The organism is Streptomyces sp. NP160 (assembly GCF_006335115.1).
Classification (GTDB): domain Bacteria; phylum Actinomycetota; class Actinomycetes; order Actinomycetales; family Quadrisphaeraceae; genus Quadrisphaera.
Map to the genome: position 1 here is coordinate 119,011 of NZ_VDMJ01000006.1, position 26,403 is coordinate 145,413.

The window sequence follows — 26,403 nt, forward strand, 5'->3', positions numbered from 1 at the left end:
TGGACCGAGGGGTGTGAGGAAGGCAAGGCTCACCTAACTCCGATCGCCCGGGGCGGGCGCGTGCGCGACGTACCCTCGACGGGTGGTGCTCGAGCGGGACACGACCACCGTCCGCAGCGACGGTGGCGCCGAGCGCTCCCCCGTGGCGCTGGCGCTCGTCCTCGGCGTCCCCGTGGCGCTGGTGGCCCTGGTCGTCTCGATGGTCGCCACCGGTGCCGCCGTGCCCGGGGTCCTCGGGGACGCCGGACCGGTGGTCCGCTGGGGCCTGCCGGTGCTGCGCACGACCGCGGACCTCGCCGTCTCGGTGGTGCTCGGCTCGCTGCTGCTCCTCGCCGTGGCCCTGGTGCCGGCGTCCCCGGCGTGGCGCGCCGTCAGCCGGCTGGCCGCCGGCGCCGCCGTGGTGTGGGTGCTCGCCGCCGTCGTCCAGCCGGTCCTCACCTACGCCGACATCGCCGGGACCCCGCTGAGCAGCGGCGGCCTGGGGGGCCAGATCGGCTTCTTCCTCACCCAGGTGCCGCCCGGACGCACGGCCCTCGCCACCGCGGTGCTCGCGGTGCTGGCCGGAACGCTCGTCGCCCTGGGGACCGCGACACCCACCTCCGCCGCCGTCGCGGGCCTCCTCACGGCGGCGGCCCTCGTGCCCATCGCCCTGGGCAGCCACGGCAGCACGGAGGGCGGCCACCACACCGCCGTCTCCGGCTGGTGGCTGCACGCCCTGGGAGTCGGGGCCTGGGTGGGCGGGCTCGTGGCGCTCGCCGTCGCCGGTCCCCACCTCGGCCGCTCGCTGCCGGTGGTGGTGCGGCGCTACTCCGCGCTGGCGCTCGGCTCGTTCGGGCTGGTGGTCCTGTCCGGCCTGGCCAACGGCTGGGTGCAGGTCGGCGCGACGCCCGCCGGGCTGCTCAGCCCCTACGGCGCGCTGCTCGGCGTGAAGACCGCCGCCGCGGTGGCGCTCGGCGCCGCCGGGTGGGTGCACCGACGCAGCGCCATCGCCACCCTGGAGGTCGCCGGTGCCGCCGGTGGCGCGAGCGCGGGCCGCCCCTTCTGGCGGCTCGTGGCCGTCGAGGTGCTCGTCATGGCCGCCACGGTCGGCGTGGCGGTGGCGCTGGTGCGCACCGGTCCCCCCGCCGGCGCTGACGACGGCCCGCGCACCCTGGCCGCGCAGCTCACCAACGACGTCGTCCCACCGCTGCCGGCCACACCGGTGCGCCTGCTCACCGAGCCCGCGCCGGACCTGCTCTGGCTGGTCGCCTGCGGCGCGCTGGCCGTGCTCTACGCCGCGGGCCTGCGCCGGCTGCGCACCCGCGGCGACCGCTGGCCCGTCGGCAGGTCGGTGTCGTGGTTCGCCGGCGTCGTCGTCCTGGCGTGGGCCACCTCGTTCGGGCCGCAGGCCTACATCGACCTGCTCTTCAGCGCCCACATGGTGGCGCACATGACGATCATGATGGTGGCGCCGATCCTCCTCGTGGCCGGCGCGCCCATCACCCTCGCCGTGCGCACGCTGCCCAAGCGCCGCGACGGCAGCCGCGGCCCGCGCGAGTGGCTGCTGCTGCTCGTCCACTCCCGCTGGGCGCGCTTCGTCTCGCACCCGCTGGTGGCGGCGGTGCTCTTCGCGGGCAGCGTCATCGTCTTCTACTACTCGCCGCTGTTCGGGCTGGCGCTGTCCACGCACCTCGGCCACGAGCTCATGGAGGTGCACTTCCTGCTCACCGGGTACCTGTTCGCCTCCGCGGTGATCGGTGTGGACCCCGGTGCCTGGAACCCGCCCTACCCCCTGCGCCTGCTCCTGCTGCTCGCGACCATGGCCTTCCACGCGTTCTTCGGGGTGGCGCTGACCGGCGGTGACGAGCTGCTGGCCGCCGACTGGTTCTCCCGGCTCGGCCTCGGCGTGGACGCCCTCGCCGACCAGCGCACCGGCGGCGCCATCGCGTGGGGCATCGGCGAGATGCCGACCCTGGTGCTGGCCATCGTGCTGGCGGTGCAGTGGTCGCGCAGCGACGAGCGCGAGACCCGCCGCCGCGACCGAGCCGCCGACCGCGACGGAGACGCCGAGCTGACCGCCTACAACGCGATGCTGGCCGCCCGCTCGGGCACTGGCCAGCAGGGTGCTGGTAAGCAGGAGCGGTGAGCGGCACCACGAGCGAGACCCCGTTCTCCGACCTCATCGCGTACACCCGGCTGCCCCGCACGGGAGGGCTCGCGCTCTCGCCCGACGGCACCCGGCTGGTCACGGCGGTCTCCCAGCTCGACGAGCGCGGCGGGCGGTCCACCACGGCGCTGTGGGAGGTCGACCCGACCGGCCGGCGGGCGGCCCGGCGGCTGACGCGCGGTGCCAAGGGCGAGTCCGCGCCGGTCTTCACGCCCGCGGGCGACCTGCTCTTCACCTCCGCACGCCCCGACCCCGCGGCGGCGGAGGGCGACGACGACGCGCCGGCCGCGCTGTGGTGCCTGCCGGCAGTCGGCGGCGAGGCGCGGAAGGTGGCGGTGCGCCCCGGCGGCGTCGCGGGCGTGGTCGTGGCCCGCGAGGCCGGGACGGTGCTGCTCGGCAGTCCCACGCTGCCCTCGGCCACCGACGCCACCGCCGACGCGCGGCTGAGGAAGCTGCGGAAGGACTCCCGCACGAGCGGCGTCCTGCACGACGCGCTCCCGGTGCGGATCTGGGACCACGACCTCGGCCCCGACCGGCACCGCCTGCTCGTGGCGGCCTCCGGCGGCGGGGTGGACGTCGGCGCCGTGCTGTCGGGCACGGGCGGCCGTTCCGGCAGCGGCGAGGACCGCCTGGACCTGCGCGACCTCACCGGCCACGTCGGCGCCGCCCTCCCCGACGACCCCGCCTGGGCGATCACCGCGGACGGCTCCACGGTCGTCACCGAGTGGAACGTCGCGGAGGCGCGCGGAGACTCCCGTGTCAGCCTCGTCGCGATCGACGTGGCCACCGGAGAGCGGCGCACGCTCCTCGACGACCGCTCCTACGACCACACCGCGCCCGTCGCGGCGCCCACCGGCAGCCGCGTCGCGGTGCTGCGGTGGCGGCGCGCGACGCCGTCGCAGTCTCCTGACGTGGACGTCGTCGTCGTGGATGCCGACGGCAGCGAGCGGTTCGTGCTCGCCGCCAGCGACGAGTGGGACCGCTGGCCGACCTCCCTGGCCTGGGCGCCCGACGGCGGGTCGCTGCTCGTCACCGCCGACGACGGCGGGCGCTGCCCGGTCTTCCGGGTCACCGTCCGGCCGCTGTCCGCCGAGGTGGAGCGGCTCACCCCCGACGACGGCGCGTACTCGGACGTCGTCGCCTCGCCCGACGGCCGGTGGCTCTACGCCCTGCGCTCCGCCGTCGACGCCCCGCCGACCCCCGTCCGCATCCCTGCCGCCGGGGGCGAGCCGGAGGTGCTGCCCGCACCGGCCCACGCCCTCGGCGCCTGGGGCGCGAGCGGCCCGGAGCTGCCCGGCACCCTCACCGAGGTCACCGCCGCCGCGGCCGACGGCACCCCGCTGCGCGCCTGGCTGGTGCTGCCGCACGACGCGGGCCCCGACAGCCCCGCACCGCTGCTGCTGTGGATCCACGGCGGCCCGCTGAACAGCTGGAACGCGTGGAGCTGGCGGTGGAACCCGTGGCTGGCCGCTGCTCGCGGCTACGCCGTGCTCCTGCCCGACCCGGCCCTGTCCACCGGGTACGGCCTCGACTTCGTCCGGCGCGGCCTGGGGCGCTGGGGCTCCGAGCCCTACACCGACCTCATGGCCGTCACCGACGCCGCCGTGGCCCGCGACGACGTCGACGCCGAGCGCACCGCCGCCATGGGCGGGTCCTTCGGCGGGTACATGGCCAACTGGGTGGCCGGGCACACCGACAGGTTCCGCGCGGTTGTCACGCACGCCTCGCTGTGGGCGCTCGACCAGTTCTCCGGCACCACCGACTTCCCCGCCGAGTGGGCGCGGGAGATGACCGCCGAGATGGTGCGCGACAACTCCCCGCACTCCCATGCGGACGCCATCAGCACACCCGTGCTCGTCATCCACGGGGACGACGACGACCGCGTGCCGGTCGGGGAGGCGCTGCGCCTCTGGTACGACCTGCTGAGCAGGTCGGAGGCGGCAGACGGCAGCAGTCCGCACCGCTTCCTGCTCTACCCCGACGAGGGCCACTGGGTGCTCGGGGCCGGCAACGCCCGGCTCTGGTACGCCACCGTCTTCGCCTTCCTGGACCAGCACGTGCTGGGCCGGCCGTGGACCGCACCCGAGGAGCTCGGATGACCGACCAGCTGAGCGAGACGACGACGAGGGTCACGAACGTGCGCTGGGGCGTGCTCGCCACCGGTGGCATCGCCGCCACCGTGAGCGGCGACATCGCCCTGGTGCCCGGCGCGGAGCTGGCGGCCGTGGCCTCCCGCGACGCGGGGCGGGCGGCCGCCTTCGCGGCCGAGCACGGCGTCGCCCGCTCCTACGGCTCCTACCGGGAGCTCGTCGAGGCGGGCGCAGACCGGCAGTCCGAGACCGGGCTCGACGCGGTCTACATCGCCACCCCGCACGCCCAGCACGTGGCGCTCGCCCGCGCGTGCGTGGAGGCGGGGCTGCCCGTGCTCGTGGAGAAGCCGGTCGGCTGCACCGCCGCGGCGACCCGCGGGCTGGCGGAGCTCGCGCGCGAGCGCGGCGTCTTCGTCATGGAGGCGCTGTGGGCCCGGTTCCAGCCCAACCTCGTCCGCCTGCGCGAGCTGCTGGCCTCCGGCGCCATCGGCGAGGTCCGCTCGGTGGCCGGTGACCTCGGCTTCGCGCTGCCGTACGACCCGGCCCACCGCCTGTGGGACCCGGCGCAGGGCGGCGGCACGCTCCTCGACACCGGCGTGTACCCCGTGTCCTTCGCGCAGGGCGTCTTCGGCGGCTCCCCGCGGGCCGTGCACGCCGTCGGGGTGCTCGCCGAGAACGGCGTCGACGCCGAGGCCTCGCTGCTGCTCGACTGGGGCGGCGGCCGCACCGCCCGGCTGGGCTCCACGCTGCTCGCCCACGCCGGGGGCGCCGGGACCATCACGGGCACGAAGGGCCGCATCGAGGTCGCCGGTCCGCTGCACAAGCCCGCCCGCCTGCAGGTGTGGGCCGACGGCGCCGGCCGCGACGACGAGCCCTCCGAGGTGGTGGAACGTCCCGTGACGGGACGGGGTTACGTGCACATGGTCGAGCACGTCCACGAGTGCCTGGCCGCCGGGCTCGTGGAGAGCCCGGTCATGCCCATGACCGACTCGGTCGCCGTGGCGGAGGTGCTCGACGCCGCTCTCGACCAGCTCGGTGCCGTGCACCGCGACGACGACACCGCCCTCGCCTGACCCACCCGCTGGAGCCCCTCGATGACCTCTCCCGTCCGTGATCGTGGACAGTCGGCCACCTCCACCTCCACCTCGCTGAAGCGCACCCGCGTGCGCGCCCCCGAGCTGGTGGGCCGCCGCTGGGTCGGCACCGGCGGTGCCGAGCTGTCCCTGGCCGACCTGCGCGGCCGCATCGTGCTGCTCGACTTCTGGACCAGCTGCTGCGTCAACTGCCAGCACGTGCTGGACGAGCTGCGCGAGCTGGAGCACGAGTTCTCCGACGTCCTCGTCGTCGTCGGGGTGCACTCCCCGAAGTTCGCCCACGAGGGCACCGTCGAGGCCGTCGACGCCGCCGTCCTGCGCTGGGACGTGCGCCACCCGGTGCTCGACGACCCGCAGCTCACCACCTGGCAGGCCTACGCGGCGCGCGCCTGGCCGACGCTGACCGTGGTGGACCCGGAGGGCTACGTCGTCGCGTCGATGAGCGGCGAGGGCCACGCGCACGGGCTCGGCGTGCTGCTGCGCGAGCTGGTGGCCGAGCACGAGGCCAAGGGCACCCTGCGCCGCGGCGACGACCCCTACGTGCCCCCGCCCGCGCCGGACAGCGCCTTCGCGCTGCCCACCGCGCTGCTGCCCCTGCCGGCGAGTGCTGGAGGCGGCTACCTGCTCTCCGACACCGCGCACCACCAGCTCGTCGTCCTCGACGAGGACCTCGCCACCGAGCGCGCCCGGATCGGCACCGGCGAGCGCGGCCTCGTGGACGGTGGTCCGGAGCAGGCGCGCCTGTCCGAGCCGGTCGGCCTGACGCTCCTGCCGCCGGACGTGGCCGCGCGCGTGGGGTGGGACGTGGCCGTGGCCGACTCCACCAACCACGCCGTCCGCGGCCTGCGGCTGGCCGACCTGTCGCTGGTGACGCTCGCCGGGACCGGGGCGCAGCTGCGCCGCCGGGAGGGCGGTGGCCCGGCCCTCGAGCAGGACCTGTCCACGCCGCTCGACACCGCCTGGTTCGACGGGCAGCTGGTCATCGCCATGGCCGGTGTCCACCAGTTGTGGGCGCTCGACCCGGCCCCGGCCGGCCCGGCAGGGGCTGTCGACGCCACCGGCGGCGTGGTCCGCGTGCTCGCCGGCACCACCGCCGAGGGCCTGCGCGACGGCGCCGCCGAGCAGGCGTGGTTCGCCCAGACCGGTGCGCTGGAGGTCTCCGCGGACGGCGGCCGGTTGTGGGTGCTGGACGCCGAGACGTCAGCGCTGCGCTGGGTGGAGCGCTCCGGCGACGGCCCCGCCGACCGCGAGGTGAAGGCCGTGGAGGACGACCGGATGGCCAACGTGCTCCCGGTGGCCGGCGCCGGCTACGAGGTGGGGTCCGTGGTGGGCACCGGCCTGTTCGAGTTCGGCCTGCGCGACGGCGAGGCAGCGCAGGCGCTGCTGCAGCACCCCCTCGGGATGGCGCTGCTGCCCGACGGGTCGGTGGTGGTGGCGGACACCTACAACGGCGCGCTGCGCCGCTACGACCCGCTCGGCGGTGACGCGGGCGAGGTGACCACGCTCGCCAGCGGTCTGGCCGAGCCGACCGCCGTGGCCGTGGAGCTCGACGACGACGGGCGAGCGGCGACCTTCGTCGTCGTCGAGAGCGCCGCGTCGCGCCTGACCCGGCTGCAGGTGCCCGCGGCGGCGTCGAGGCTGGCCGGGGAGGCCCAGCGCGTCAAGCGCCCGCCCACGCCGCTGGCACCGGGACCGGTGGCGCTGCGCGTGGCCTTCACGCCGCCGACCGGGCAGAAGCTCGACCACCGCTGGGGAGACCCGACGCGCCTGGTGGTCTCCTCCTCGCCGGAGGGCCTGCTCAGCGCGGGTGCCGGCGACGCCGAGGGGCTGGCGCGGGACCTCGTCATCGACCCCTCGGCGCTGGAGCCGGGCGCCACCGGTGTGCTGCACGTGTCGGTGCAGGCCGCCGCCTGCGACGGGGACCCGGTCACCGGTGAGGTGCCCGAGTTCGCCGCCTGCCACCTGTACCAGCAGGACTGGGGCATCCCCGTGGTGCTCGACGAGGAGGGCCCGTCCGAGCTGGCCCTCGACCTGCGCGGCGCCTGACACCTCCCGTCCCGCACTCGCGCACCCGAGTGCGGCTTCGGGGGTGGGTGGTGCCGCACTCGGGTACCCGAGTGCGGCATGAGGGGTCGGGGCGGTCAGCGCCAGGGGGCGGCGTGGCCGAGGTGCGCCAGCACGGCCAGCACGCGGCGGTGGTCGTCGTCGGTGGACGTCAGCCCGAGCCGGGCGAAGATCGACGCGACGTGCCCCTCCACCGTCCGCTCGGTGAGCCACAGGCGCCGGGCGATGCCGGCGTTGGTGCGGCCCTCGGCCATCAGGGCCAGCACGTCGCGCTCGCGCGGCGTCAGCGCCTCCAGCCCGCTGCGCGCCCCCGATCCCCCTCCGCCGCGGCCGCCGAGCAGGCGGCCCACCACCTCCGGGTCGAGGGCCGAGCCGCCCGCGGCGACGCGCCGCAGCGCGTCGAGGAAGTCGTCGACGTCGAGCGCGCGGTCCTTCAGGAGGTAGCCGAACCGGCCGGAGCTCACCAGCTCCACCGAGTGCCGCACCTCCACGTGCTGCGAGAGCAGCACGATGCCCAGCCCGGGGTGGCGCCGGCGCAGCTCGCGGGCGGCGCGGGCGCCGTCGTCGGTGAGGTCCGGCGGCATCCGCACGTCGATGACGGCGAGGTCGGGCTCGTGCGCGGCCACGGCCGCCAGCAGCGCGGGCGCGTCCGGGGCCCTGGCGAGCACCTCGTGGCCGGCGTCCTCCAGCAGCGCCGCCAGCCCCTCGCGGAACAGCGGGGAGTCCTCCCCGATCACGATCCGCACGGCAGTCGCACCTCCAGCAGCGTGCCCGCGCCCCGCGGGCTCACCAGCCGCAGGTCACCACCGGCGGCGGCCACCCGGTCCGCCAGGCCGGCCAGCCCGGACCCCGCCGCGAGGGACGCTCCGCCGCACCCGTCGTCGCGGACGCTGACCACGAGGGCGTCGTCGTGGCGGGCGGCGCTCAGCGCGATCCGCTCGGCGCCGGAGTGCTTCACGGCGTTCGCCACGGCCTCGCTCGCCACGTAGTACGCGGTGGTGGCGACCGCCTCCGGCACCGCGCGCCGCCCGGCGTCCGACCCGTCGTCGTCCTCGAGGTCCATCCGCAGGTCGACGGGCACCGGCACCCGCTCGAGCATGGAGCCCAGGGCGGCCCCCAGCCCGTCGCCGAGGCTCGCCGGGCGCAGGCCGTGCGCGATCTGCCGCAGCTCGGCCACCGCCGTCGACAGCTGCTGGACCGCCCCGTCGAGCACCCCGTCGAGCGGGCCGCCCGGTGCTGCTCCGGGGCCGAGCACGTCGAGCGCCCCGCTCGCGAGCCGCCGCTGCGCCAGGCGGAGCGCCACGCCGAGGCTCACCAGGCGCTGCTGGGCGCCGTCGTGGAGGTCCTGCTCGAGGCGGCGGCGCTCCTCCAGGGACGCCTCGAGCAGCCGCCCGCGGCTCTCGGCGACGTCGCGCAGCGCGGCGGTCAGCCCGACCCGCAGCCGCACCACCTCCACGACCAGGGCGGCAGCTGTCGCCGCCTCGCGCAGCAGGGTCCGCGGCGCGCCCGGTGGCGCGACCAGCACGCCGACCTCCTCGCCCGCCACCTCCACGGGCACCACCTGCTCTCCGGCCGCGACCGGCGGCAGCGCCGCGCCGTCGGCGTCGACGTGGTCGTCGGACGCCGCGCCCGGCAGCCGGTACCCCACGCGGACGGGCGCCCCGAACGCCTCGCTGAGCACCGCCTGCAGCCGCTCCGGGCGCACCAGACCCGCGTGGGCCCGCGCCTCCAGCGACGCGACCGCACCGAGCACGCGCTGGCGCGCCGGGTCGACCCGGCGGTCCACGACCCGCCGCAGCCGGGCGCGCACGGGGGCCAGGGCCGCGGCGCACACGGCCGTGGTGGCGGCTGCCAGCACGGGGGACTCGCGGCCCAGCCACAGGCCGCCCAGGAAGGCCGCCAGCGTGTAGACGCCCAGCAGGACCGTGGACAGCAGCGCGCAGGTGGTGGTGGCGGCGAGCGCCCTGTCGACGTCGTAGAGGTCGTGCCGCAGGACGGCGACGCCCGTGGCCGCCGGGATCGCCAGGCCGACGGCCACCAGCCCGAGCACCGCGAGGTCCGGGCCGTCGAGGACGAGGTAGGACAGCCAGCACACCAGCAGCGTCAGCGGCACGAAGGTCGCACCGAGCAGGAACCACGTCAGCTGGGCCCGCTCCACGCCCGTGCTGCGCCGGTAGCGGCGCACCGCGGCCACGAGGGAGGCGACGAGCAGGCCGAGCAGGGCGAACGGCGCCGCCGTCCACACCGCCGCCGCCACCGCGCTGACCCCGGCACCCGCCGGGAGCGGCGCTGGGACCCCCGGGAAGTGGGTGGTCGCCGCCGGGACGAGGAGCAGGGCCCCGAGGTGGGCCAGGGGCACGCCCACCACGCCCGCCGCGACCAGCCGCCACCGGGGGCCCGGCAGGCGGGCGGTGGGGAACAGGAGCAGCAGCAGCGCCGGGGGCACGTACCAGGCCATCCAGGAGGCCTCGGCCAGCGCGGCGCCCCACGGCGTCGCAGCCAGCACGGGCGAGGGGGCGGTCACCAGCGCCGTCCAGGCGTCGCTCACGCCGACGAGGCACGGCACCAGGCCCTGCAGACCGAGCAGCGCGGCCACCGGGCTGCCCGGGCGCCGCACCCCCACGAGCAGGGCGACGACGAGGGCGACCAGGCCCACGAGGTCCATGAGCGCCAGGTAGAGGACGGGGACGAGGGCGGGGGCGAGCAGCGCCAGCCGCGCGGTGGCGACCACGCAGGCCAGCGCGGCGGCACCGCAGGCCACGGCCCCGGCCAGGCCCGGGCCGAGCGCTGCCGGCCGGGCCGCCAGGTGGAGCTCCTCAGCGGCCACGCGCCGCACCGTAGGCCCGCGGCGCGCCCGCGGACAGGGGGCCAGCACCCGGGTCTGGACCGGGTGCTGCCACGGCAGACGCGCCGCGCCGGGACGCGCCACCGTGTCGCCGTCCCGCCGTCGCCCCGCTCGTCCCGCCGTCGTCCGGAGGTCCCCCGTGAAGCGCTCCGCAGCCCTCGTCACCGGCCTGGTGCTCAACGCCCTCTCGGGCCTGGCCGGTCTGCCCACGCTCGTGTCACCGACCACCGGGCCCGCGCCGGTGGTCATCAACGTGGTCACGGGGATCCTCGGCATCGTCACGCTGGTCGGTGTGGTGCTCGTCTGGCGCTGGCGCAGCGGCCGGGTCGGCCTCGGCGTCACGCTCATCGTGGTCAGCCAGCTCCTCAACGCGCTGTCCGCCGTCCCCGCGTTCTTCGCCGACATCCCCACCGGCTACAAGGCGGCGATCGCGGTGGGCGTGGTGGTGACGCTGGTCGGCGTCATCCTGGTGCTCCCCGCCCGCCGCGCGGCTCGGGAGCTCACGGCGTCGCCGGTGTGAGCGGCAGCACCGCCCTGACACGCCCGCCGGCGGGCGTCGGCCCTGCCTCCAGCGAGCCGTGGAGCTGCTCGCAGCGCTCCCGCATCGACGCGGTGCCGACGCCCGCCAGCCACGCGGGCGTCGGTGCGCCGTCGTCGTCGGCGGTGACGACCAGGGCGCCGTCCACCACGGCGAAGACCACTCGGACCCGCAGCCCCTCGCCCGCGCGGTCGGGGTGCTCGCGCGCGTGGCGGGCGGCGTTGATGACCGCCTCCACGGCCACGCGGTAGGCGGCCACCTCCACGGCTGCGGGCAGCGACGGCGGCCGCTCCTCGTCGACCACCTCCACCACCAGCGAGGACGCGTGCGCCGCGCCCAGCCGCGCCACCTGCTGGCGCACCGCGCCGGCCAGACCCCGCTCGTCCAGCGCCGGCGGGCGCAGGCCCACCACGAGGCGGCGGACCTCCGCGATGGAGCCGGAGACGTCCTCGCGGAGCTCGGCGAGCAGCCCGTCGGCCTGTTCGGGGTCCGTGCGGACGAAGTTGCGGGCGGCGTCGGCGCTGTAGGCGATGCCGGTGAGCACCGGGCCGAGCCCGTCGTGCAGGTCGCGCCGCAGCCGCCGCCGCTCCTCCTCCAGCGCCGCGAGCGCTCGCGACCGCTCCACGGCCAGCTGCTGGGTGAGGGCGAGGCCGTGCATCGCGCGGGCCAGCGGGGGCGCCAGCAGGTCGAGCAGCCGCCGCAGCTGCCCGGCCGCCTGCTCGTCGGGCAGGTCGACGACGACGGCGAGCTCGCCCACCGCCTGCTCGCCCACGGCCAGGGGCACCCGCACCGGCGTCCCCCGCCCGCGCTCCCCGCCACCGTCCGCGCTGTCACCGTCGTCGCGGACGGCCGCGGCCAGCAGGTCGACGTCGCCCCAGAGCTCGACCCTCGCGGCGCCCAGGTCGGCGCGCAGCGAGGCCACCCACGCCGACGGGTCGCTCTGGGAGCGCAGCTGGACGCCGAGGTTGCTCATCACCGCCACCGGGTCGCGCCGGCCGCCGAAGAGCAGCTCGTCGAACAGCCACCGCACCAGCAGCGCCACCGGGTGGAAGGTCGCTGCGACCCCCACGGCGAGCAGGGCGTTCCCGGCCTTGCCCGGCGGTGAGCCCGTCGACGCCTGCACGAGCACCTGGCCGAGGGTGAACAGCGCCAGCGCCACCTCCACGCTGACCGCGTACCCGGCCAGCTGGGCGACGAGGCGCCGCACGTCCACCACGAGGGGCGCGCGCAGGCCGACGACGAGGGCCGCCAGGGCCGCGGCGCCCCCCAGCAGGACCGCCAGCGCGGCCACCGCCGACCAGCGGCCGTCCGCGGAGACCCCGAGGGGGGCGTCGGGCGGGCCGTCGACGGCGAACAGCGCCTGCCCGGCCACGAGCACCGGGGCGACGACCCCGGCGACCAGCCACAGCCAGCGCGTGCGCTCGACCTCCCGGCTGCGCTCGGTGCGCCACCACAGCAGCGACGCGAGCGCGACGACCAGGGCGCCGCCACCGAGCACGTCGAGGACGGTGCCGGTGAGCACACCGGTGGCGGTGACCGCTCCGGACCCGAGCACCGCGGCGACCAGGGCCCTGTCGACGGCGGCGTCGCGGCGCCGGTCCGCCACCGCGTCCGTGTGCAGCGGGACCGCCGCGACGACCGCCGGCAGGGCCACGCTGCACGCCACCACGACCGCGGCCGTGGACAGGCCGGCGGCGGCGCCGGCGGCCGCCAGCGGTGCGGAGGCACCGGCCACCAGCAGCAGGCCCGCGGCGACCAGCAGCGCCACGGCGACGCGACGGCGGTCAGCCGTCGGTGCGTCGTGGGCTCCTCCGGGCCCGATGAGCAGCACCGCGGCGCTCGCGGCGCACACCGTCGCGCTGCCCAGCACGGGCAGGTGGTCGACGACGGCGCTCACGGGCGGGCCGCAGGCGTCAGCCGGCAGCGGGCCGGGCGCCCAGGCCGTGCTCGCGGGCCAGCACGATCGCCTCGGCGCGGCTCGCCACCCTCAGCTTGGCGAAGACCGAGGAGATGTGGTTGCCGACCGTCTTGGGCGCCAGGCCCAGCCCGCTGGCGATGGCCGTGTTGCTGTGTCCCGCGGCGATGGCGTCGAGCACCTGCAGCTCCCGGTCGGTCAGCTCGGGGAACGGGCGCACCGGCGCCTGGGAGGGCGCCCCCGACAGGCGCACGACCAGGCGCGCGGCGACGTCGGGGGCCAGCACCACCTGGCCCGCGTGGACCGCGTGCAGGGCGCGGGCGATCTCGTCGGCGTCGGCGCCCTTGAGGAGGTAGCCGCGGGCGCCGGCGCGCAGCGCGGCGACCACGGTGTCGTCGTCCTCGAACATCGTCAGCACGAGGACCGCGGCTCCTGGCACGGCGGCGGTGAGCCGGGCGGTGGCGGACACACCGTCCATTCCCGGCAGCTGCACGTCCATCACCACCACGTCGGCCGCCAGCAGCTGCGCCTCGCGCACGGCGTCCTCACCGCTCGCGGCCTCCCCGGCCACCTCGATGCCGGGCAGCGAGGACAGCAGCGCGCGCAGCCCGCGGCGGACCACCGGGTGGTCGTCCACCAGCAGCACCCGCACCGGGGCGGCGGTGTCCACGGCTGTCACCGGTCCGGCGTCGTCCTCCCGCACGCCGCCGAGCATGGCCCCGCGGCGGGTCCCGGACCAGGGTCTGCGTCCCCGCCGCCCGGGGGACCTCCCGGTCGGGTGGGGGCCTGCCCCCTCAACGGGGACGCCCCTGGCGGCCAGCCTCGTCCTGCCCCGCCGTCCGGCGCCCGACTCCCGAGGAGCAGCCATGACCACCCACCCCGCCACCGGGTCCGCCACCACCTCCGGCGCCGCGACCCGCCGCTCCCGTCCACTCGGTCCTCTCAACCACGTGGGCCTGGTGCTGGCGTCCCTCCTGGCGCTGGCCGACCTGAGCGGGGTCCTCGTCGTCGACCAGCCCACCGGGACGAGCGCCCAGAACGGCCCGCCGACGGAGGTGCTGTGGTTCGCGTTCGCCATGGGTGTCGTCACGCTGGCCGGCGTCGCCCTCGCGTGGGCGGGCAGGTGGCGCGCCCCCGCGGTGCGGCTCGCAGCGGTGGCGCGGATCCTCTCAGCGCTCACCGCGGTCCCCGCCTTCTTCGTGGGCGGGGTCCCGGCGGTGCTGCTCGTGTGGGCGGCGGTGACCGTGCTGGTGACGGTCGTCGCCGTCGTCCTCATGCTCCTGCGTCCCCGCCGCCGGGCCTGACCGGACGCCTCCGACGGGGGACGGCGTCCCCCCACGCAGGTGCTGGCCCCGCTGTGGCGACACCACCCGGACCACCACGATCAGCGCTGTCCGAGCACCTCCCTGCTTCCCCTGGAGACCCACCGTGGACCCGCTCGTGCTCGGCCTGCTCGTCGGCCTGGCCTCCGCTGCCCCTCTCGGCCCGCAGAACGCCTACCTGCTGCAGGTGGGCCTCCAGCTCCCGACCGCCAGGGCGTGGGGCGCCGCGGCCCTGGTGGTCGGGCTCGACGTCTCGGTCTCCCTGGTGGGCGCGGGCCTGGCCGGGCGGCTGCTGTCCGAGGCCCCCCACCTGCGGGTGCCCGCCCTCGTCGTCGGCGCGGCGGTCCTGCTGGTCATGGGCGGGCAGATCCTGTGGCGCACCCGCCCCCGCCGCGCTCCCCGCCACCTGCTGGCTCTCGGGACGACGACGGCCGCGACCGGCGCCGTCCCCGGTGCTGCCGTCGGCGGGTGGAGCCGCCGGCGCCTGGTGCTCGGGGCGCTTGCGGTGACCTGGCTGAACCCGTCCGCGCTGCTCGACTCCTCGCTGCTGTTCGGAGGCCTCGTGGCGTCGGCGCGGCTGGCTGACCTGCCGGTGCTCGTGCTCGGGCTGTGTGCGGCGTCGGTGCTGTGGACCGCCGGCTTCGTCGGGGTGCTGCGCGCCGTCCGGGCGCGGCTGGTGGAGCGCGCGCGGTGCTGGGTGGAGCGGGCGGCAGGAGCGGTCGTCGTGGTGGTCGGGCTGCGGTTCGCCGCGCAGGCCGCCGGCGTCCTGTAGCCCCCCTCCGGCCCCGCTCCGGCGGGGCCTCACCACCTCAGCGGTACTGGCTGACCATCACCGCGGTGGTGCCCGGCTCCAGCGGGCGGAACGTGTGAGGCAGGTCGGCCGGGTAGGCGACGTAGTCGCCGGGGGCCAGCTCCACCGGGTCCTCGAGGATGCCCGCCAGGGCCCGGCCGGTGGCGATGACGAGGTGCTCGACGGTGCCGGTGGCGTGCGGCTCGGAGTTGCGCGGGGCGCCCGGCTCGGCGGTGATGCGGTACACGTCGAAGCTCACGCCGGGCGTGCTCGCCGCCAGCAGCGTGGCGCGGAAGTGGGCGCTCTCGGCGGCCAGCGTGGGTCCCTCGCCGGCGCGCAGCACCCGCACGGCCGGGGCGGGCGGGTCCACGAGGGCGGAGAACGGCACGCCGAGCGCGGTGGCCAGCGACCACAGGGTCTCCACGCTGGGGTTGGCCGAGCCCGACTCCAGCTGCGACAGCGTCGACTTGGCCACGCCGGCGCGGGTGGCGAGGTCGCCCATGGTCAGTCCGGAGCGCTGGCGGTGCTGGCGCAGGGCGGCGGCGATGGCGGCGATCGGCGCACCGCCGGCCACCACCGGCTTGTTCGGTTCGTCGGTCATGCGGTTCGCCTTGACGAACGTCGTCCCATGCGCCCATCCTCGCAGAGTGAGTTCGCCACACCGAACACCTGGTCTCGCAGACCGGATCGCCGATCGCGTGCGCGGCGTCGACAGGACGCTGCTGCGCGACGTCCTGCTCGTCTGCGCCGCGGACGGCGTCGTGGGCCTGTCCTTCGGCGCGGTCGCCGTCGCCTCGGGCACCCCGCTGTGGGTGCCGGTGCTCCTGTCCGTCGTCGTCTTCGCCGGCGCCAGCCAGTTCGTCTTCGTCGCGCTCGTCACCGGCGGCTCGTCACCGCTGGTGGCGGCCCTCACCGGCACGGTGCTCAACGCGAGGATGGTGCCGCTGGGCATGGGCGTGGCCGACGTCGTCCCCCGCACCGGGTGGCGCCGGCTCGTGGCCGCGCACCTGCTCACCGACGAGTCCGCCGCCTTCACCCTCCCGCGCCGAGACCCGGACGAGCGGCGCGCGGCCTTCTGGCTGACCGGCGTGCTGCTCTTCGCCCTGTGGAACGCCGGCGTCCTCGTGGGGGCCGTGCTGGGGGGCACGGTGCTGGCCGCCGTCGACCCCGCCACCCTGGGCCTGGACGCCGCCTTCCCGGCCGTGCTCCTGGCGCTGCTGGTGCCCGCGCTGCGCACCTCCGCCGACCGGCGCACCGCGCTCGCCGGCGCCGTCGTCGCCGTCGCGGCCGTCCCGGTGCTGCCCGCCGGGCTGCCCGCGGTCGCCGCCGTGCTGGGCGTGCTCGCCGGCCGCTCCCGCCGCGGTGGCCACGGCGCGCCGGGCGGGGGTGCGCGGTGAGCTGGGGGGCCGAGCACTGGGCCGGCCTGGGCGTGCTCGCCGTCGCCACGCTCGCCCTGCGCCTCCTGGGGCCCTGGCTCGCGGCGCGCGTCGGCGGAGGGGCGCGCGCCGAGAGCACCGACGCGCTGCTGGCGGGGCTCGCCGTCGCCGTGCTGGCGGGTCTCGTGGTCACGCAGGCGCTGTTCGACGGGCGCTCGCCGACGGGCTGGGCGCGCCCGCTCGGCGTCGTCGTCGCCGGGGTGCTCGTGTGGCGGAGGGCGCCCTTCCTCGTGGTGGTGCTCGCCGCAGCCGCCACGACGGCGCTGCTGCGCCTGCTCGGCCTGCCCTGACCCCCTCACCCCGGCCCGGCCACCCTCCGCGCACTCGGGTGCGCGAGTGCGGTCCGGAGGGGGTCGGATGGAGCACTGGGGTGCGCGAGTGCGGGGTGGAGGCGCCAGAGTGCTGTCCGTGGCACCGAAGGCACCGGCGGAGGAGCTCGACGTCGACGGCGTCGCCGTCCGCTTCACCAGCCCCGACAAGGTCGTCTTCCCGGCGCTCGGCGCCGAGGGCGGCACGAAGAGGCACCTCGTGGAGTACTACCGCTCCGTCGCCCAGCGCGGCGAGGACGGCGAGCTCGGCCCGCTCGTGCGCGCCCTGCTCGACAGGCCCACCTACGTGCAGCGCTTCCCCGACGGCGTGGACGGCGAGGAGGTCTACCAGAAGCGCGTCCCGCCGCACGCCCCCCCGTACGTCCGGACGACCCGGGTGACCTTCCCCTCCGGGCGCCACGCCGACGCGATGCGCGTCGACGCCGCTGCCCCCCTGGTGTGGGCGGCGCAGATGTCCACCGTGACGTTCCACCCGTGGCCCACCCGCGCGTCCGACACGGACCCCGACGCCGTGGAGCACCCCGACGAGCTCCGCATCGACCTCGACCCCCAGCCCGGCACCGGCTTCGCCGAGGCCCGCGCCGTCGCCCTCGACGTCGTCCTGCCGCTCCTCGACGAGCTGGGGTACGCCGGGTTCCCCAAGACCTCCGGCGGCCGCGGCGTGCACGTCTACGTCCGCATCGAGCCGCGCTGGGAGATCAAGCAGGTCAGGACGGCGGCCATCGCGTTCGCCCGCGAGGTGGAGCGGCGGGCTGACGGCCGCGTCACCACCGCGTGGTGGAAGGAGCAGCGGACGCAGGCGATCTTCGTGGACTACAACCAGAACGCCCGCGACCACACCATCGCCTCGGCGTACTCGGTGCGCCGCACGCCCCGCGCCACCGTCTCGACCCCGGTGACCTGGGCCGAGCTGGCCGACGTCGAGCCGGACGACCTCACCATGGCCACGGTGCCCGCGCTGCTGGCCCGCCGCGCAGACCCGATGCGCGGCCTGGACGACGTCCACCACGACCTCACCCCGCTGCTGGAGATGGCCGAGCGCGACGCCGCCGCCGGCGAGGGCGAGATGCCGTTCCCGCCCAACCACCCCAAGCAGGACGGCGAGCCCAAGCGCGTGCAGCCCAGCCGCGACCGGGCGCGTCCCGGCGGCCCCGACGACCCCGCCCGCTGAGGGGGTCGTCGTCGGCGGCTGTTCGGGTGACGGGGGTCACCTGGGATCGCGGCGCGGGCCGCCGTCCTGACCATCGTCGTCATGGGACTCGGAACGGGCATCTTCCTGCTGGTCGTCGGTGCGATCCTCGCCTTCGGCGTGCGTGACGGCCTCACCGCGGTGGACCTCACCGCCATCGGGTGGATCTGCATGGGCGCGGGCGCGCTCTCGCTGGTCCTGGTGCTCGCGCTGAGCCGCCGCCGTGCGGTGTCCAGCAGCACCACGTACGTCGAGCGCCACGACGGCGTGCCGCCGGGCGCCTGAGGGTCGCCTGCGGCTCGCGGGCGGGCGGCGCGCAGGCCCCGCACGTAGCGTGGTCGGTGCGTCCACCCACCCGCGAGGAGAGTGACCACGATGGGCTTCCTGGACCGACTGCTCGGCCGCGAGGACCGCTCCCGCCAGCGCCAGGCGGCGAGCTACCCGCCGGCGCCGGGCTACGGCCAGCAGACCGGCTACCGCACCGACCCCCCGGGCGGCGTCCGGCCCGTCAGCTCGCAGCGCTCGCCGCAGTCCGAGGACGAGCGCGCCGTGGAGCGCTACCGCTACCTGCTGCGGACCGCCCCGCCGGAGCAGATCGAGCAGGCGCACGCCGAGGCGTTCGCCAAGCTGACGCCGCAGCAGCGCCAGCAGGTGCTGGCCGAGCTCGGCAGCCAGGTGCCCGCGAACGAGCGCGCCCGCACCGACGACCCGCGCGACCTCGCCCGCATGGCCACGCGTGCCGAGATGCGCCAGCCCGGCACGCTGGAGCGCAGCTTCTCCGGCGGTGGCGCGGGCGGGATGGGCGGTGGCCGCGGCCTCGGCATGGGTGCCGTCATCGGCGGCAGCCTCCTGGCCAGCGTCGCCGGCGCCTTCATCGGCACCGCCATCGCCGACGCGATGTTCGACGGCTTCGACGGCAGCGAGTACGCCGAGGGCTTCGAGGACGGCGCCCAGGCCGACATGGCCGCCGACGGCGCAGACCCCGGGTACGACGACGGCGGCGGCTACGACGCCGGGTACGACGGTGGCGGGTTCGACGGTGGCGGCGACTTCGGTGGCGGCGACTTCGACGTGTGAGCCCGCCCGGCCGCTGAGGACGACGACGAAGGCCCCCGCCCTGCTGGGCGGGGGCCTTCGCGGTGCTGACGAGCGGACGACGGGAATCGAACCCGCGCTATCAGCTTGGGAAGCTGAAGTTCTACCATTGAACTACGTCCGCGTGGCGCTCCGGGGAACGACCGCCACCAGGGTAGCAAGGGCCGGACGGGGCGTCAGACGCCGTCCCGCTTGTAGCCGAAGAACGAGCGCTTGCAGATGAGCTCGGCCACCTCGGTCGGGACCATGTCCTGCCAGGTCTCGTCGTGCGCGGCGATCCGCTTCAGCACGTCGCGGGACAGGATCGAGAGGTAGTCCGGGTTGAACTCCGACAGGTGCACGAAGCTGCCCCGGCCGGAGAGGTAGTCGAAGAGCGGCTGCAGCTGCTCGCCCACCTGGACGTCCTCGACGGTGACGACGTCACCGGACGCGAGGTCGCGCTTGGGGTAGACGAAGAGCTTCAGCTCGTTCTTCAGCAGCCGCCCCCAGCTCTCCAGCAGGCCGCCCTGCAGGTGCGCGTGGGTCTTCTCGTCGAACAGCGCCTCGAGGCTCGGCAGGCCCATGACCATGCCGATCCGCTCGGACGTGCGCGCCTGCAGGTAGGCGGCGAGGCGGTGGTAGTCGGCGAAGTTGGAGATGAGCACCGTGCTGCCGGTGGCCGAGAGCAGGTCGGCGCGGGCGAGGAAGTCGCGCCGGTCCACCTTGGAGCCGCCCGCGAGCAGGTTGCTCATGGTGAGCTCGGTGAGCGCCAGGACCTCCTTGCCGGCCACGGCCGGGTCCTTGGCGAACTCGCGCTTGGCGCACTCGAGCATGTCGATGTTGACGTGCGTCGGCGGGCGGAAGCTGCCGCGCTCCACCAGCACGGGGCGCTTGCGCAGCGCCTCGGAGGGCTGGAGCACCTCGCGGTCGGCGCCGAACATGGCCACGCCGCTCAGGCCGAGGTTCACCAGCTGGAGCGCCATGAGGCGGTTGTCGACGCTGCGGAACTCGATGCCCGAGAACTTGATCATGTCGACCTCGATGCGCCCCGTGTTGAGGCGGTCGAGGAGGCTCGCCACGATCTCGTCGGGCTCGGCGCGCTCGAAGAACGCGGCGTGCAGGAGGTTCACGCCGACGATGCCGAGCGCCTCCTGCTGCTGGGCGGCGTCGTCGTCGAGCATCCGGACGTGGACGACGATCTCGTTGGGCTCGTCCTCGGGGTGCGCCTGGAAGCGCACGCCCATCCAGCCGTGGCACTCGTTGCCGCCGCGGTAGCTGCGCGCCACCACGGTGTCGGCGAAGGCGAAGAAGCAGGTGTCGTCCCCGCGGGCCTCGGAGAGGCGCTCCACGTTGAGCGTGTACTCGTGCTCCAGCATCGCCTGCAGGCGGCCGAGGGAGACGTAGCGGTCCGAGCGCCCGTACACGGCGTCGGAGACGGCCATGTCGTACGCGGACATGGTCTTGGCGATCGTGCCCGCGGCGCCGCCCGCGCGGAAGAACCACCGCGCGACCTCCTGGCCGGCGCCGATCTCGGCGATGGTGCCGTACCAGCGCGGGTCCAGGTTGATCCGCAGCGCCTTCTGGAGGGTGTCCTCGCCGACGTCCATGCCGCCCATCCCGTCGTCCCGTCCGTCCCCCGCGCCCGGGGGGCGCGGACCTCGCAGCGAGCGGTCACCATCGACACAGCACTTGTCGCTGCTGATGATGGCGGTCCCGCGGCTCCCGGACCACCTCCCCCGGTGGATCCGGGGAGAACTGCCTGTGTCATCGGCGCCTCGGGTCCCCGACTGGAGCCCGACGGGGGCCCGCGGCGCGCCCACTACCTTGGCCCCGTGCTGCTCTCCGACCGCGACCTCCACGCCGAGGTCGACGCCGGGCGGGTCGTGCTCGAGCCCTGGGACGCCGCGATGGTCCAGCCCTCGAGCATCGACGTGCGCCTCGACCGCTACTTCCGGCTCTTCGACAACCACAAGTACGCGGTCATCGACCCGGCCGAGGAGCAGCCCGAGCTGACCCGGCTGGTCGAGGTGGAGCAGGGCGAGGCCTTCGTGCTGCACCCCGGCGAGTTCGTGCTCGCCTCCACGTACGAGGCCGTCACCGTCCCCCACGACCTGGCCTGCCGCGTCGAGGGCAAGTCGTCGTACGGCCGGCTCGGCCTGGTGACCCACTCCACCGCGGGCTTCGTCGACCCCGGCTTCTCCGGCCACATCACCCTCGAGCTCAGCAACGTCGCGACGCTGCCCATCAAGCTGTGGCCGGGCATGAAGATCGGCCAGCTGTGCTTCTTCCGCCTGACGAGCCCGGCGCAGCACCCGTACGGGAGCACGCGGTACGGCTCGCGCTACCAGGGCCAGCGGGGACCGACGGCGTCGCGCTCCTACCTGAACTTCCAGCGCACGGACGTCAGCGCGGGCTCCCCCGCCGCCGACGGCGACTGAGCACCGGTCCCGCCGTGGCCTCCCTGGTGCTCGGGCGCGACGCCGGGCGCGCGCTGGCGGGCCACCACCTGCTGCTCCTGCCCGACGAGCTCCCCGAGTCCGTCGTCCTGGGGCTCGTCCGCGCCCGCCACCCCGACCTCGTGGCCGTCGGTGGCGCCACCTGGCGCCTGGGCCGCTGGACCACGCTGCGCGGCCCGCTGCTCCTGGACGCCGCGGCGGCGGCCGGGTCGGGCGTGCCCGACCCCTGGCGGTGCGCGTGGGTGCTGGAGTGCCCCGTGGAGCGCGGCGACCCCCCGATGCCCGGCACCACCGACCGCGAGGGACTGCACCGCGCCTTCCCCGACGGGCTGCCCGTCATGGCCGAGCGCCGCGCCCTCGACCTCGCGCTGGCGCTGGCGCGCCGCCTCGAGGGCGCCGTCCGCGTGGCCCCCCTGCCGTCGGGCCGGGGGTGGGCCCTGCTGCGTCCCGACCCGCTCTCCTGGGTGGACCGGACCGTGCTCAGCCCCAGCTGGGTGGCCCCCGAGGAGGCCCTCGACATCGCCGCGCACGCGGTGCCCGGCGTGGAGCTGGCCGTGGAGGGCACCCCCTGGGAGGGGCTGGCGCCCGAGGCGGTGGCGGCGCTGGAGAGCACCCACGACGACGACGCGCCCCCGCCCGAGGCGCGCGAGGCACTGCACCGCGCCGCTGACGCGCGTGACGCGGCCGTCGCCGCGGGCGAGGACGTGCTGGACGCCTACGCCCTCGTCGTCCCCCTCCCCGAGGGAGGTGTGGTGCAGCTCGAGGTGGCGGGCGCCGCCGAGCCACCGCCCGTGCTCCACGGGGTGCCGTGGGCGGCGACGGCCGTGACCTACAGCGCCGTGTGGTGGCCCGACGACCCCGCCGCCGCCGAGCACGAGGTGCCGGCCCCCGACGTCCGCAGGGCCCGCGCCCGCGCCGGCGCGGTGGTCGCGGCGCTCACGGACGCGCTCGCCGACGAGGTCGGCGGAGTCGTGGTCGACGCGGACGGCTTCCCGCTCGCCTGACTACAGGAGCACCTCGCCGAGCCAGCGGACCACCGGGCCGAGCAGCAGCGCCAGCACGGGGGCCGCGGCCCCCAGCATCCCGAGGACCACGAGGACCGCGACGACGCGCGCCAGCAGCGAGGGACGCCCGGCACCGGGCTCCCTCAGCGACCTCAGCAGCCCGTCCACGCCGCGCCAGACCAGCCGGTCAGCCGCTGACGTCCTGCAGCTTCTTGGGCAGGTGCCCGGCGCTCTTCTCGTAGAACTTGGCCGCCTGGCGGGTGGCCAGCATGCGCACCACGCCCACGAGGGCACCGGAGACGACCGCCCAGCCGACGGCCTCGGCGAGCGCGACCTGCGGGCTCAGCGGGTTGGCCGGGGGCTGCTTGCCGGTGGCGAGCACCCAGAGCTTCTTGATGACGGAGCGGGCGGCCGACTGCGCCGCCAGACCGCTGCCCGTGCCCAGCACGGTCCACACGAGGTTTCCCACGGCGCCAGCCTCCCAAGCGCACTGGGAGCCGTCCAGCGGAGGGCGTAAGGTTGCGCCGATCGACAGGGGAGCGCTGACCTGCTGGGAGGCGCTGAGAGTGCGGGAGACCGCAGACCCTCGAACCTGATCCGGCTCGCACCGGCGTAGGGAGTCGAGCTTTCTGCCGCCGCCGCGGCGTCCGACACCGGGCGCGGCGGTGCGGCACCCCTCCTCGCGACCCTGCTGGGAGGCACCTGATGAGCACCACTGAGAAGCACCACGGACCCACCGGCGGGTCCTCGCGCGCCGGATCGCGCGCCGGCACCGTCGCGACGCTCGTCCTGGCCACCGTCGTCGTGGCCGTCGCGGCCCTGTTGTGGTGGGGGCCGACCTGGTTCTCGTTCCTCGACGACTCCGGCGGTGACGCCGCTCCGCAGCCGCTGGTCGGCGTCCTCGCGCTCGTCCTCGGCGCCCTCGCGATCGTCGGGTGGCGCACGGCGCCCCGGCGCTCGTGGCGCGTGGTCGACATCGTCGTGGCCAGCGTCCTCGGCGTGGCCATGGGCCTCGTCTTCACCGCCTGGAACCTGGGCTGGACGCCGGTCTCCAACGCCCTGGCGTTCTTCCCGCCGGCGTCAGCGCTGCTCGTGGGCGTGTGGCTGTCGGCCGGCGTCGTCGGCGGCCTGGTCGTCCGCAAGCCGGGCGCGGCGGTCTTCGTCGAGCTCGTCGCGGCCGTCGTGTCGGCGCTCATCGGCAACCAGTGGGGCTTCGCCACCGTCTGGTACGGCCTGCTGCAGGGCCTGGGCGCCGAGGTGGTGCTGGCGGTGCTCCTCTACCGCCAGTGGGGCGTGGTCGCCGCGATCGGCGCCGGCGCCGGGGCGGGCGTCGTCGTCGGGATCCTCGACACCGTCCTGTACTACCCGGAGTTCGTGCTCGGCTGGAAGGTGGCCTACGTCGCCTTCGCCGTCGTCTCGGGGATCGTCATCGCCGGGCTGGGCGGGTGGGCGCTGACCCGGGCGCTCGCCCGCACCGGCGCGCTGGCTCCGCTGGCGTCCGGCCGCAACGCCGAGCGGGTCTGACCCCGCCGTGACGTCCGGCCCGCTGCTGCGCGCCCGCGGGTGGGGGTGGCGGTGGAACGCCCGCCGCGCCCACGCCGTGAGCGGCCTCGACCTCGACGTCGAGGCCGGCGAGCGCGTCCTGCTGCTCGGCGCCTCGGGGGCGGGCAAGTCCACGCTGCTCGCGGGCGTCGCCGGGCTGCTGGACGGCGGTCCGGACGGCACCGGCGAGGCGGAGGGGCAGCTGCTGCTCGACGGCGTGCCCGCCCCCGAGGCGCGGCTGCGGGCCGTGGCCGCGGGCGAGGGGAGGGCCCGCACCGGGCTGCTCCTGCAGGACCCGCAGGCCCAGACCGTGCTCGCCCGCGTCGGAGACGACGTCGCCTTCGGCCTCGAGAACCACGGCGTGCCCGCCGAGCGGATCTGGCCCCGCGTCGACGCCGCCCTCGCCGACGTGGGGCTGGCGCTGCCGCGCCAGCACCCCACGGCGCACCTGTCCGGCGGCCAGCGCCAGCGCCTCGCGCTCGCGGGCGTGCTGGCCCTGGAGCCGCAGCTGCTCCTGCTCGACGAGCCGACCGCCATGCTCGACCCCGAGGGAGCCGCCCGGCTGCGCGACGTCGTCGGCGACCGCCTCGGCGCCACGGGCGCCGGCTGCCTGCTGGTGGAGCACCGCGTGGACCTCTGGGTGGACCTGGTCGACCGCGTCGTGGTGCTCGCCCCCGGCGGTGGGGTGCTCGCCGACGGCCCCGTGGGGCGGGTGCTGGCCCAGCGCGGGGCGGAGCTGGCCGCCGCGGGCGTCTGGGTGCCTGGCCGCCACCCCCGGCCCGCCACCGCTCGCCGGGTGGCCGGCGCCGGACCGCCACCGCCTCCCCTGCTGTCGCTGGACACCGTCGCGGTGGGACGGCGCGGAGGTGGCGCTCCGGTGCTCAGCGGGGTCAGCGCGGGGGTCAGCGCCGGGTCCGTGACCGCGGTCCGCGGGGTCAACGGCGCCGGGAAGTCCACGCTGGCCCTGGCGGTCGCCGGTCTGGCGCTGCCGGTGGCGGGCCGGGTGCGCGCTGAGCCGGAGCTGCTCGGAGACCCGCCGCCGGCGCCACCGCGCCGGCGCTGGCGCGACCGCCACCGTTCCGCGGACCGGGACGACCCCGCCCGCTGGGCACCGCGGGAGCTGGTCTCCAGGGTCGGCTCGGTCTTCCAGGACCCGCGCCACCAGTTCGTCGCGCAGACCGTGGCCGACGAGCTGGCGGTCGGCCCGCGCCGCCTCGGGCTGCCCGAGCACGAGGTCGGCGAGCGCGTCGAGGAGCTGCTGGAGCGGCTGCGCCTGGACCGCCTCGCCCGCGCCAACCCGTTCACGCTGTCCGGTGGTGAGCAGCGGCGGCTGTCCGTCGCCACCGCCCTGGCCACCCGCCCCCGCCTGCTCGTGCTGGACGAGCCGACCTTCGGCCAGGACGCCCGCACGTGGGCCGAGCTGGTGGCCCTGCTCGCCGCCCTGCGGGCCGAGGGGGCCGCCGTGCTGGCCGCCACCCACGACGACGCGCTGTGCCACGCGCTGGCCGACGCCACGTGGTGGGTCGGCGGGGGTGCGGTGCGCGTCGAGCCGCGCGGGGCGCTCACCCCCGGCTGCGCGGAGGGCGCTGCGTGAGCACGGGCCTGCTCGACCCGGGAGCGGTCCGGCCGACACCGCTGAGCCGCGCCAACCCGGTGGCGAAGCTGGCCGTGGCCACGCTGCTCGCCGTCGTCCTGCTGCTGTCGGTCGACGTGGTGACGGCCGGCACCGCGGTCGCGCTGGAGCTCCTCGCCCTGCCGCTGGTGGGCCTCGGTGCGGGCGCGCTGCTCCGGCGCAGCACCCTGCTGGCGCTGGCAGCGGTCCCCACCGCGGTGCTCACGGCGCTCGTGGGCGTCGACTCGGGCTCGGTGCTGCTGGCCGCCGGGCCGCTCAGCGTGACCAGCGGCTCGCTGGAGGCCGGCGCCGCCGTGGGTCTGCGCGTGGTGGCGATCGCGCTGCCCGGCGTCGTCCTGCTCGCCACCACCGACCCCACCGACCTCGGCGACGCCCTGGCCCAGGTGCTGCGGCTGCCGGCGCGGTTCGTGCTGGCCGCGCTCGCCGCCTTCCGCGTGGTGGACGTGCTGGGGGAGGAGTGGCGGCAGCTGGGGCTCGCCCGCCGCGCCCGCGGGCTGGGCGGCGGTGGCGCGGTGGCCGGGGCGCGTGACGCGGCGGGCCGCACGTTCGTGCTGCTGGTCATCGCGGTGCGGCGGGCGACCGTGCTGGCCACGGCCATGGAGGCGCGCGGCTTCGGCGCCGGTCCTGCTGAGCGCCGCACGTGGGCGCGCCCGAGCCGGATGCGACGGGCCGACTGGGGGGTCGTGGCGGGCGGGGTCCTCCTGGCGGTCCTGGCGACGACGGCGGGCGTGCTCGCGGGGACCTGGCGGCTGCTGCTGACGTGACGCGCACGGGTCGGTGCGTGCTCTCCGGAGCGCTGCGGCCGGTGCCGTGACAGAACTGTGACCTCGCGCAACCACCCGCAGACGCCCGACCGGGGCGCGCCATTACCACGAACGGCGGGACTGACGACACACGCGCGTCACAAACGCGCAACCGCACCGGAAACCTCTCAGG

Annotated in this window: 25 protein-coding genes, 1 tRNA gene and 1 riboswitch; of the genes, 17 read left to right on the plus strand and 9 right to left on the minus strand. The window is 76.6% G+C overall.

The features are described 5' to 3' along the window. Positions 1-82: 82 nt before the first annotated feature. From FHN55_RS04635 to FHN55_RS04650, 4 genes are read left to right on the plus strand one after another with little or no spacing between them, the layout of a single operon-like run. Positions 83-2,125, plus strand: coding sequence for a cytochrome c oxidase assembly protein (locus FHN55_RS04635; protein ID WP_139711071.1), 2,043 nt, complete (start codon positions 83-85; stop codon positions 2,123-2,125). Continuing rightward, entirely contained in the window at positions 2,122-4,245 is a 2,124-nt protein-coding gene (locus FHN55_RS04640; RefSeq protein WP_139711072.1) for an alpha/beta fold hydrolase, read from the plus strand. Before FHN55_RS04635 ends, FHN55_RS04640 begins: the two co-directional genes overlap by 4 nt. After that, positions 4,242-5,309, plus strand: a complete 1,068-nt coding sequence (locus FHN55_RS04645; RefSeq protein ID WP_139711073.1) for a Gfo/Idh/MocA family protein — start codon at positions 4,242-4,244, stop codon at positions 5,307-5,309. The genes FHN55_RS04640 and FHN55_RS04645 overlap by 4 nt, the downstream gene beginning before the upstream one ends. 21 nt (positions 5,310-5,330) lie before the next feature. After that, the gene (locus FHN55_RS04650; RefSeq protein ID WP_139711074.1) at positions 5,331-7,376 is read left to right on the plus strand and encodes a thioredoxin-like domain-containing protein; all 2,046 of its coding nucleotides are present in this window, start codon (positions 5,331-5,333) and stop codon (positions 7,374-7,376) included. A gap of 95 nt (positions 7,377-7,471) precedes the next feature. On the opposite strand, the gene FHN55_RS04655 is transcribed toward FHN55_RS04650, so the two are convergent. Both FHN55_RS04655 and FHN55_RS04660 read right to left on the minus strand, forming a co-directional pair. Then, positions 7,472-8,140, minus strand: coding sequence for a response regulator transcription factor (locus tag FHN55_RS04655; protein ID WP_139711075.1), 669 nt, complete (start codon positions 8,138-8,140; stop codon positions 7,472-7,474). Further along, complete coding sequence (locus FHN55_RS04660) at positions 8,128-10,221, minus strand: histidine kinase (RefSeq protein WP_139711076.1); 2,094 nt, start codon at positions 10,219-10,221, stop codon at positions 8,128-8,130. The genes FHN55_RS04655 and FHN55_RS04660 overlap by 13 nt, the downstream gene beginning before the upstream one ends. Before the next feature lie 157 nt (positions 10,222-10,378). Here FHN55_RS04660 and FHN55_RS04665 point away from each other — a divergent pair, with 157 nt between their 5' ends. After that, positions 10,379-10,759 (plus strand): hypothetical protein, encoded by a 381-nt coding sequence (locus FHN55_RS04665; protein ID WP_139711077.1) that lies wholly within the window; start codon positions 10,379-10,381, stop codon positions 10,757-10,759. On the opposite strand, the gene FHN55_RS04670 is transcribed toward FHN55_RS04665, so the two are convergent. Together FHN55_RS04670 and FHN55_RS04675 are read right to left on the minus strand one after the other, a co-directional pair. After that, positions 10,740-12,674 (minus strand): histidine kinase, encoded by a 1,935-nt coding sequence (locus FHN55_RS04670; RefSeq protein WP_139711078.1) that lies wholly within the window; start codon positions 12,672-12,674, stop codon positions 10,740-10,742. The genes FHN55_RS04665 and FHN55_RS04670 overlap by 20 nt on opposite strands. A 16-nt stretch (positions 12,675-12,690) precedes the next feature. Further along, a complete protein-coding gene (locus FHN55_RS04675; protein ID WP_257570697.1) occupies positions 12,691-13,395 on the minus strand; it encodes a response regulator transcription factor in 705 nt (234 codons plus the stop codon). Positions 13,396-13,558: 163 nt separating this feature from the next. On the opposite strand from FHN55_RS04675, the gene FHN55_RS04680 reads away from it, so the two are divergent. Continuing rightward, entirely contained in the window at positions 13,559-13,996 is a 438-nt protein-coding gene (locus FHN55_RS04680) for a hypothetical protein (protein WP_139711080.1), read from the plus strand. Between the two features lie 124 nt (positions 13,997-14,120). After that, complete coding sequence (locus tag FHN55_RS04685; protein ID WP_180357637.1) at positions 14,121-14,786, plus strand: LysE family transporter; 666 nt, start codon at positions 14,121-14,123, stop codon at positions 14,784-14,786. 37 nt (positions 14,787-14,823) lie between these two features. Here the strand turns inward: FHN55_RS04685 and FHN55_RS04690 are convergent, their stop codons facing one another. Next, positions 14,824-15,405 carry a helix-turn-helix domain-containing protein gene (locus tag FHN55_RS04690; protein WP_139711082.1) on the minus strand — a complete coding sequence of 194 codons (582 nt, stop codon included), beginning with the start codon at positions 15,403-15,405 and terminating at the stop codon, positions 14,824-14,826. A 97-nt stretch (positions 15,406-15,502) separates the two neighbouring features. On the opposite strand from FHN55_RS04690, the gene FHN55_RS04695 reads away from it, so the two are divergent. From FHN55_RS04695 to FHN55_RS04715, 5 genes are all read left to right on the plus strand, one after another. Then, the gene (locus tag FHN55_RS04695) at positions 15,503-16,201 is read left to right on the plus strand and encodes an AzlC family ABC transporter permease (RefSeq protein WP_257570698.1); all 699 of its coding nucleotides are present in this window, start codon (positions 15,503-15,505) and stop codon (positions 16,199-16,201) included. Continuing rightward, the gene (locus tag FHN55_RS04700) at positions 16,198-16,530 is read left to right on the plus strand and encodes an AzlD domain-containing protein (RefSeq protein ID WP_139711084.1); all 333 of its coding nucleotides are present in this window, start codon (positions 16,198-16,200) and stop codon (positions 16,528-16,530) included. Before FHN55_RS04695 ends, FHN55_RS04700 begins: the two co-directional genes overlap by 4 nt. A 118-nt stretch (positions 16,531-16,648) precedes the next feature. Next, complete coding sequence (locus FHN55_RS04705) at positions 16,649-17,740, plus strand: DNA polymerase domain-containing protein (protein ID WP_257570699.1); 1,092 nt, start codon at positions 16,649-16,651, stop codon at positions 17,738-17,740. A gap of 81 nt (positions 17,741-17,821) precedes the next feature. Next, positions 17,822-18,043: a DUF6458 family protein gene (locus FHN55_RS04710; RefSeq protein ID WP_139711086.1), complete on the plus strand. Its 222-nt coding sequence runs from the start codon at positions 17,822-17,824 to the stop codon at positions 18,041-18,043. Between the two features lie 90 nt (positions 18,044-18,133). Beyond that, on the plus strand, positions 18,134-18,835 hold the full coding sequence (locus FHN55_RS04715) for a hypothetical protein (protein ID WP_139711087.1): 702 nt from the start codon (positions 18,134-18,136) through the stop codon (positions 18,833-18,835). A gap of 71 nt (positions 18,836-18,906) precedes the next feature. Here FHN55_RS04715 and FHN55_RS04720 read toward each other — a convergent pair. Then, a tRNA-Gly gene (locus tag FHN55_RS04720) sits at positions 18,907-18,977 on the minus strand. 52 nt (positions 18,978-19,029) lie between these two features. Beyond that, positions 19,030-20,439 carry a TonB-dependent receptor gene (locus FHN55_RS04725; RefSeq protein WP_139711088.1) on the minus strand — a complete coding sequence of 470 codons (1,410 nt, stop codon included), beginning with the start codon at positions 20,437-20,439 and terminating at the stop codon, positions 19,030-19,032. Positions 20,440-20,664: 225 nt separating this feature from the next. On the opposite strand from FHN55_RS04725, the gene dcd reads away from it, so the two are divergent. Together dcd and FHN55_RS04735 are read left to right on the plus strand one after the other, a co-directional pair. After that, positions 20,665-21,270 (plus strand): dCTP deaminase, encoded by a 606-nt coding sequence (gene dcd / locus FHN55_RS04730; RefSeq protein ID WP_139711089.1) that lies wholly within the window; start codon positions 20,665-20,667, stop codon positions 21,268-21,270. A 14-nt stretch (positions 21,271-21,284) separates the two neighbouring features. Beyond that, positions 21,285-22,292 carry a hypothetical protein gene (locus tag FHN55_RS04735; RefSeq protein ID WP_139711090.1) on the plus strand — a complete coding sequence of 336 codons (1,008 nt, stop codon included), beginning with the start codon at positions 21,285-21,287 and terminating at the stop codon, positions 22,290-22,292. Here FHN55_RS04735 and FHN55_RS22530 read toward each other — a convergent pair whose 3' ends face one another. Further along, positions 22,293-22,460, minus strand: a complete 168-nt coding sequence (locus tag FHN55_RS22530; RefSeq protein WP_180357638.1) for a hypothetical protein — start codon at positions 22,458-22,460, stop codon at positions 22,293-22,295. Positions 22,461-22,479: 19 nt separating this feature from the next. Then, entirely contained in the window at positions 22,480-22,761 is a 282-nt protein-coding gene (locus FHN55_RS04740; RefSeq protein ID WP_139711091.1) for a DUF4235 domain-containing protein, read from the minus strand. A gap of 54 nt (positions 22,762-22,815) precedes the next feature. After that, a riboswitch (TPP riboswitch) is annotated at positions 22,816-22,928 on the plus strand. 69 nt (positions 22,929-22,997) lie between these two features. Between FHN55_RS04740 and FHN55_RS04745 the strand changes: the two genes are divergently transcribed. From FHN55_RS04745 to FHN55_RS04755, 3 genes are read left to right on the plus strand one after another with little or no spacing between them, the layout of a single operon-like run. After that, positions 22,998-23,816: an ECF transporter S component gene (locus FHN55_RS04745; RefSeq protein WP_139711092.1), complete on the plus strand. Its 819-nt coding sequence runs from the start codon at positions 22,998-23,000 to the stop codon at positions 23,814-23,816. A gap of 7 nt (positions 23,817-23,823) precedes the next feature. Next, a complete protein-coding gene (locus tag FHN55_RS04750; protein ID WP_218974349.1) occupies positions 23,824-25,428 on the plus strand; it encodes an ATP-binding cassette domain-containing protein in 1,605 nt (534 codons plus the stop codon). Beyond that, on the plus strand, positions 25,425-26,231 hold the full coding sequence (locus tag FHN55_RS04755; RefSeq protein ID WP_218974350.1) for an energy-coupling factor transporter transmembrane protein EcfT: 807 nt from the start codon (positions 25,425-25,427) through the stop codon (positions 26,229-26,231). The genes FHN55_RS04750 and FHN55_RS04755 overlap by 4 nt, the downstream gene beginning before the upstream one ends. Positions 26,232-26,403 lie beyond the last annotated feature (172 nt).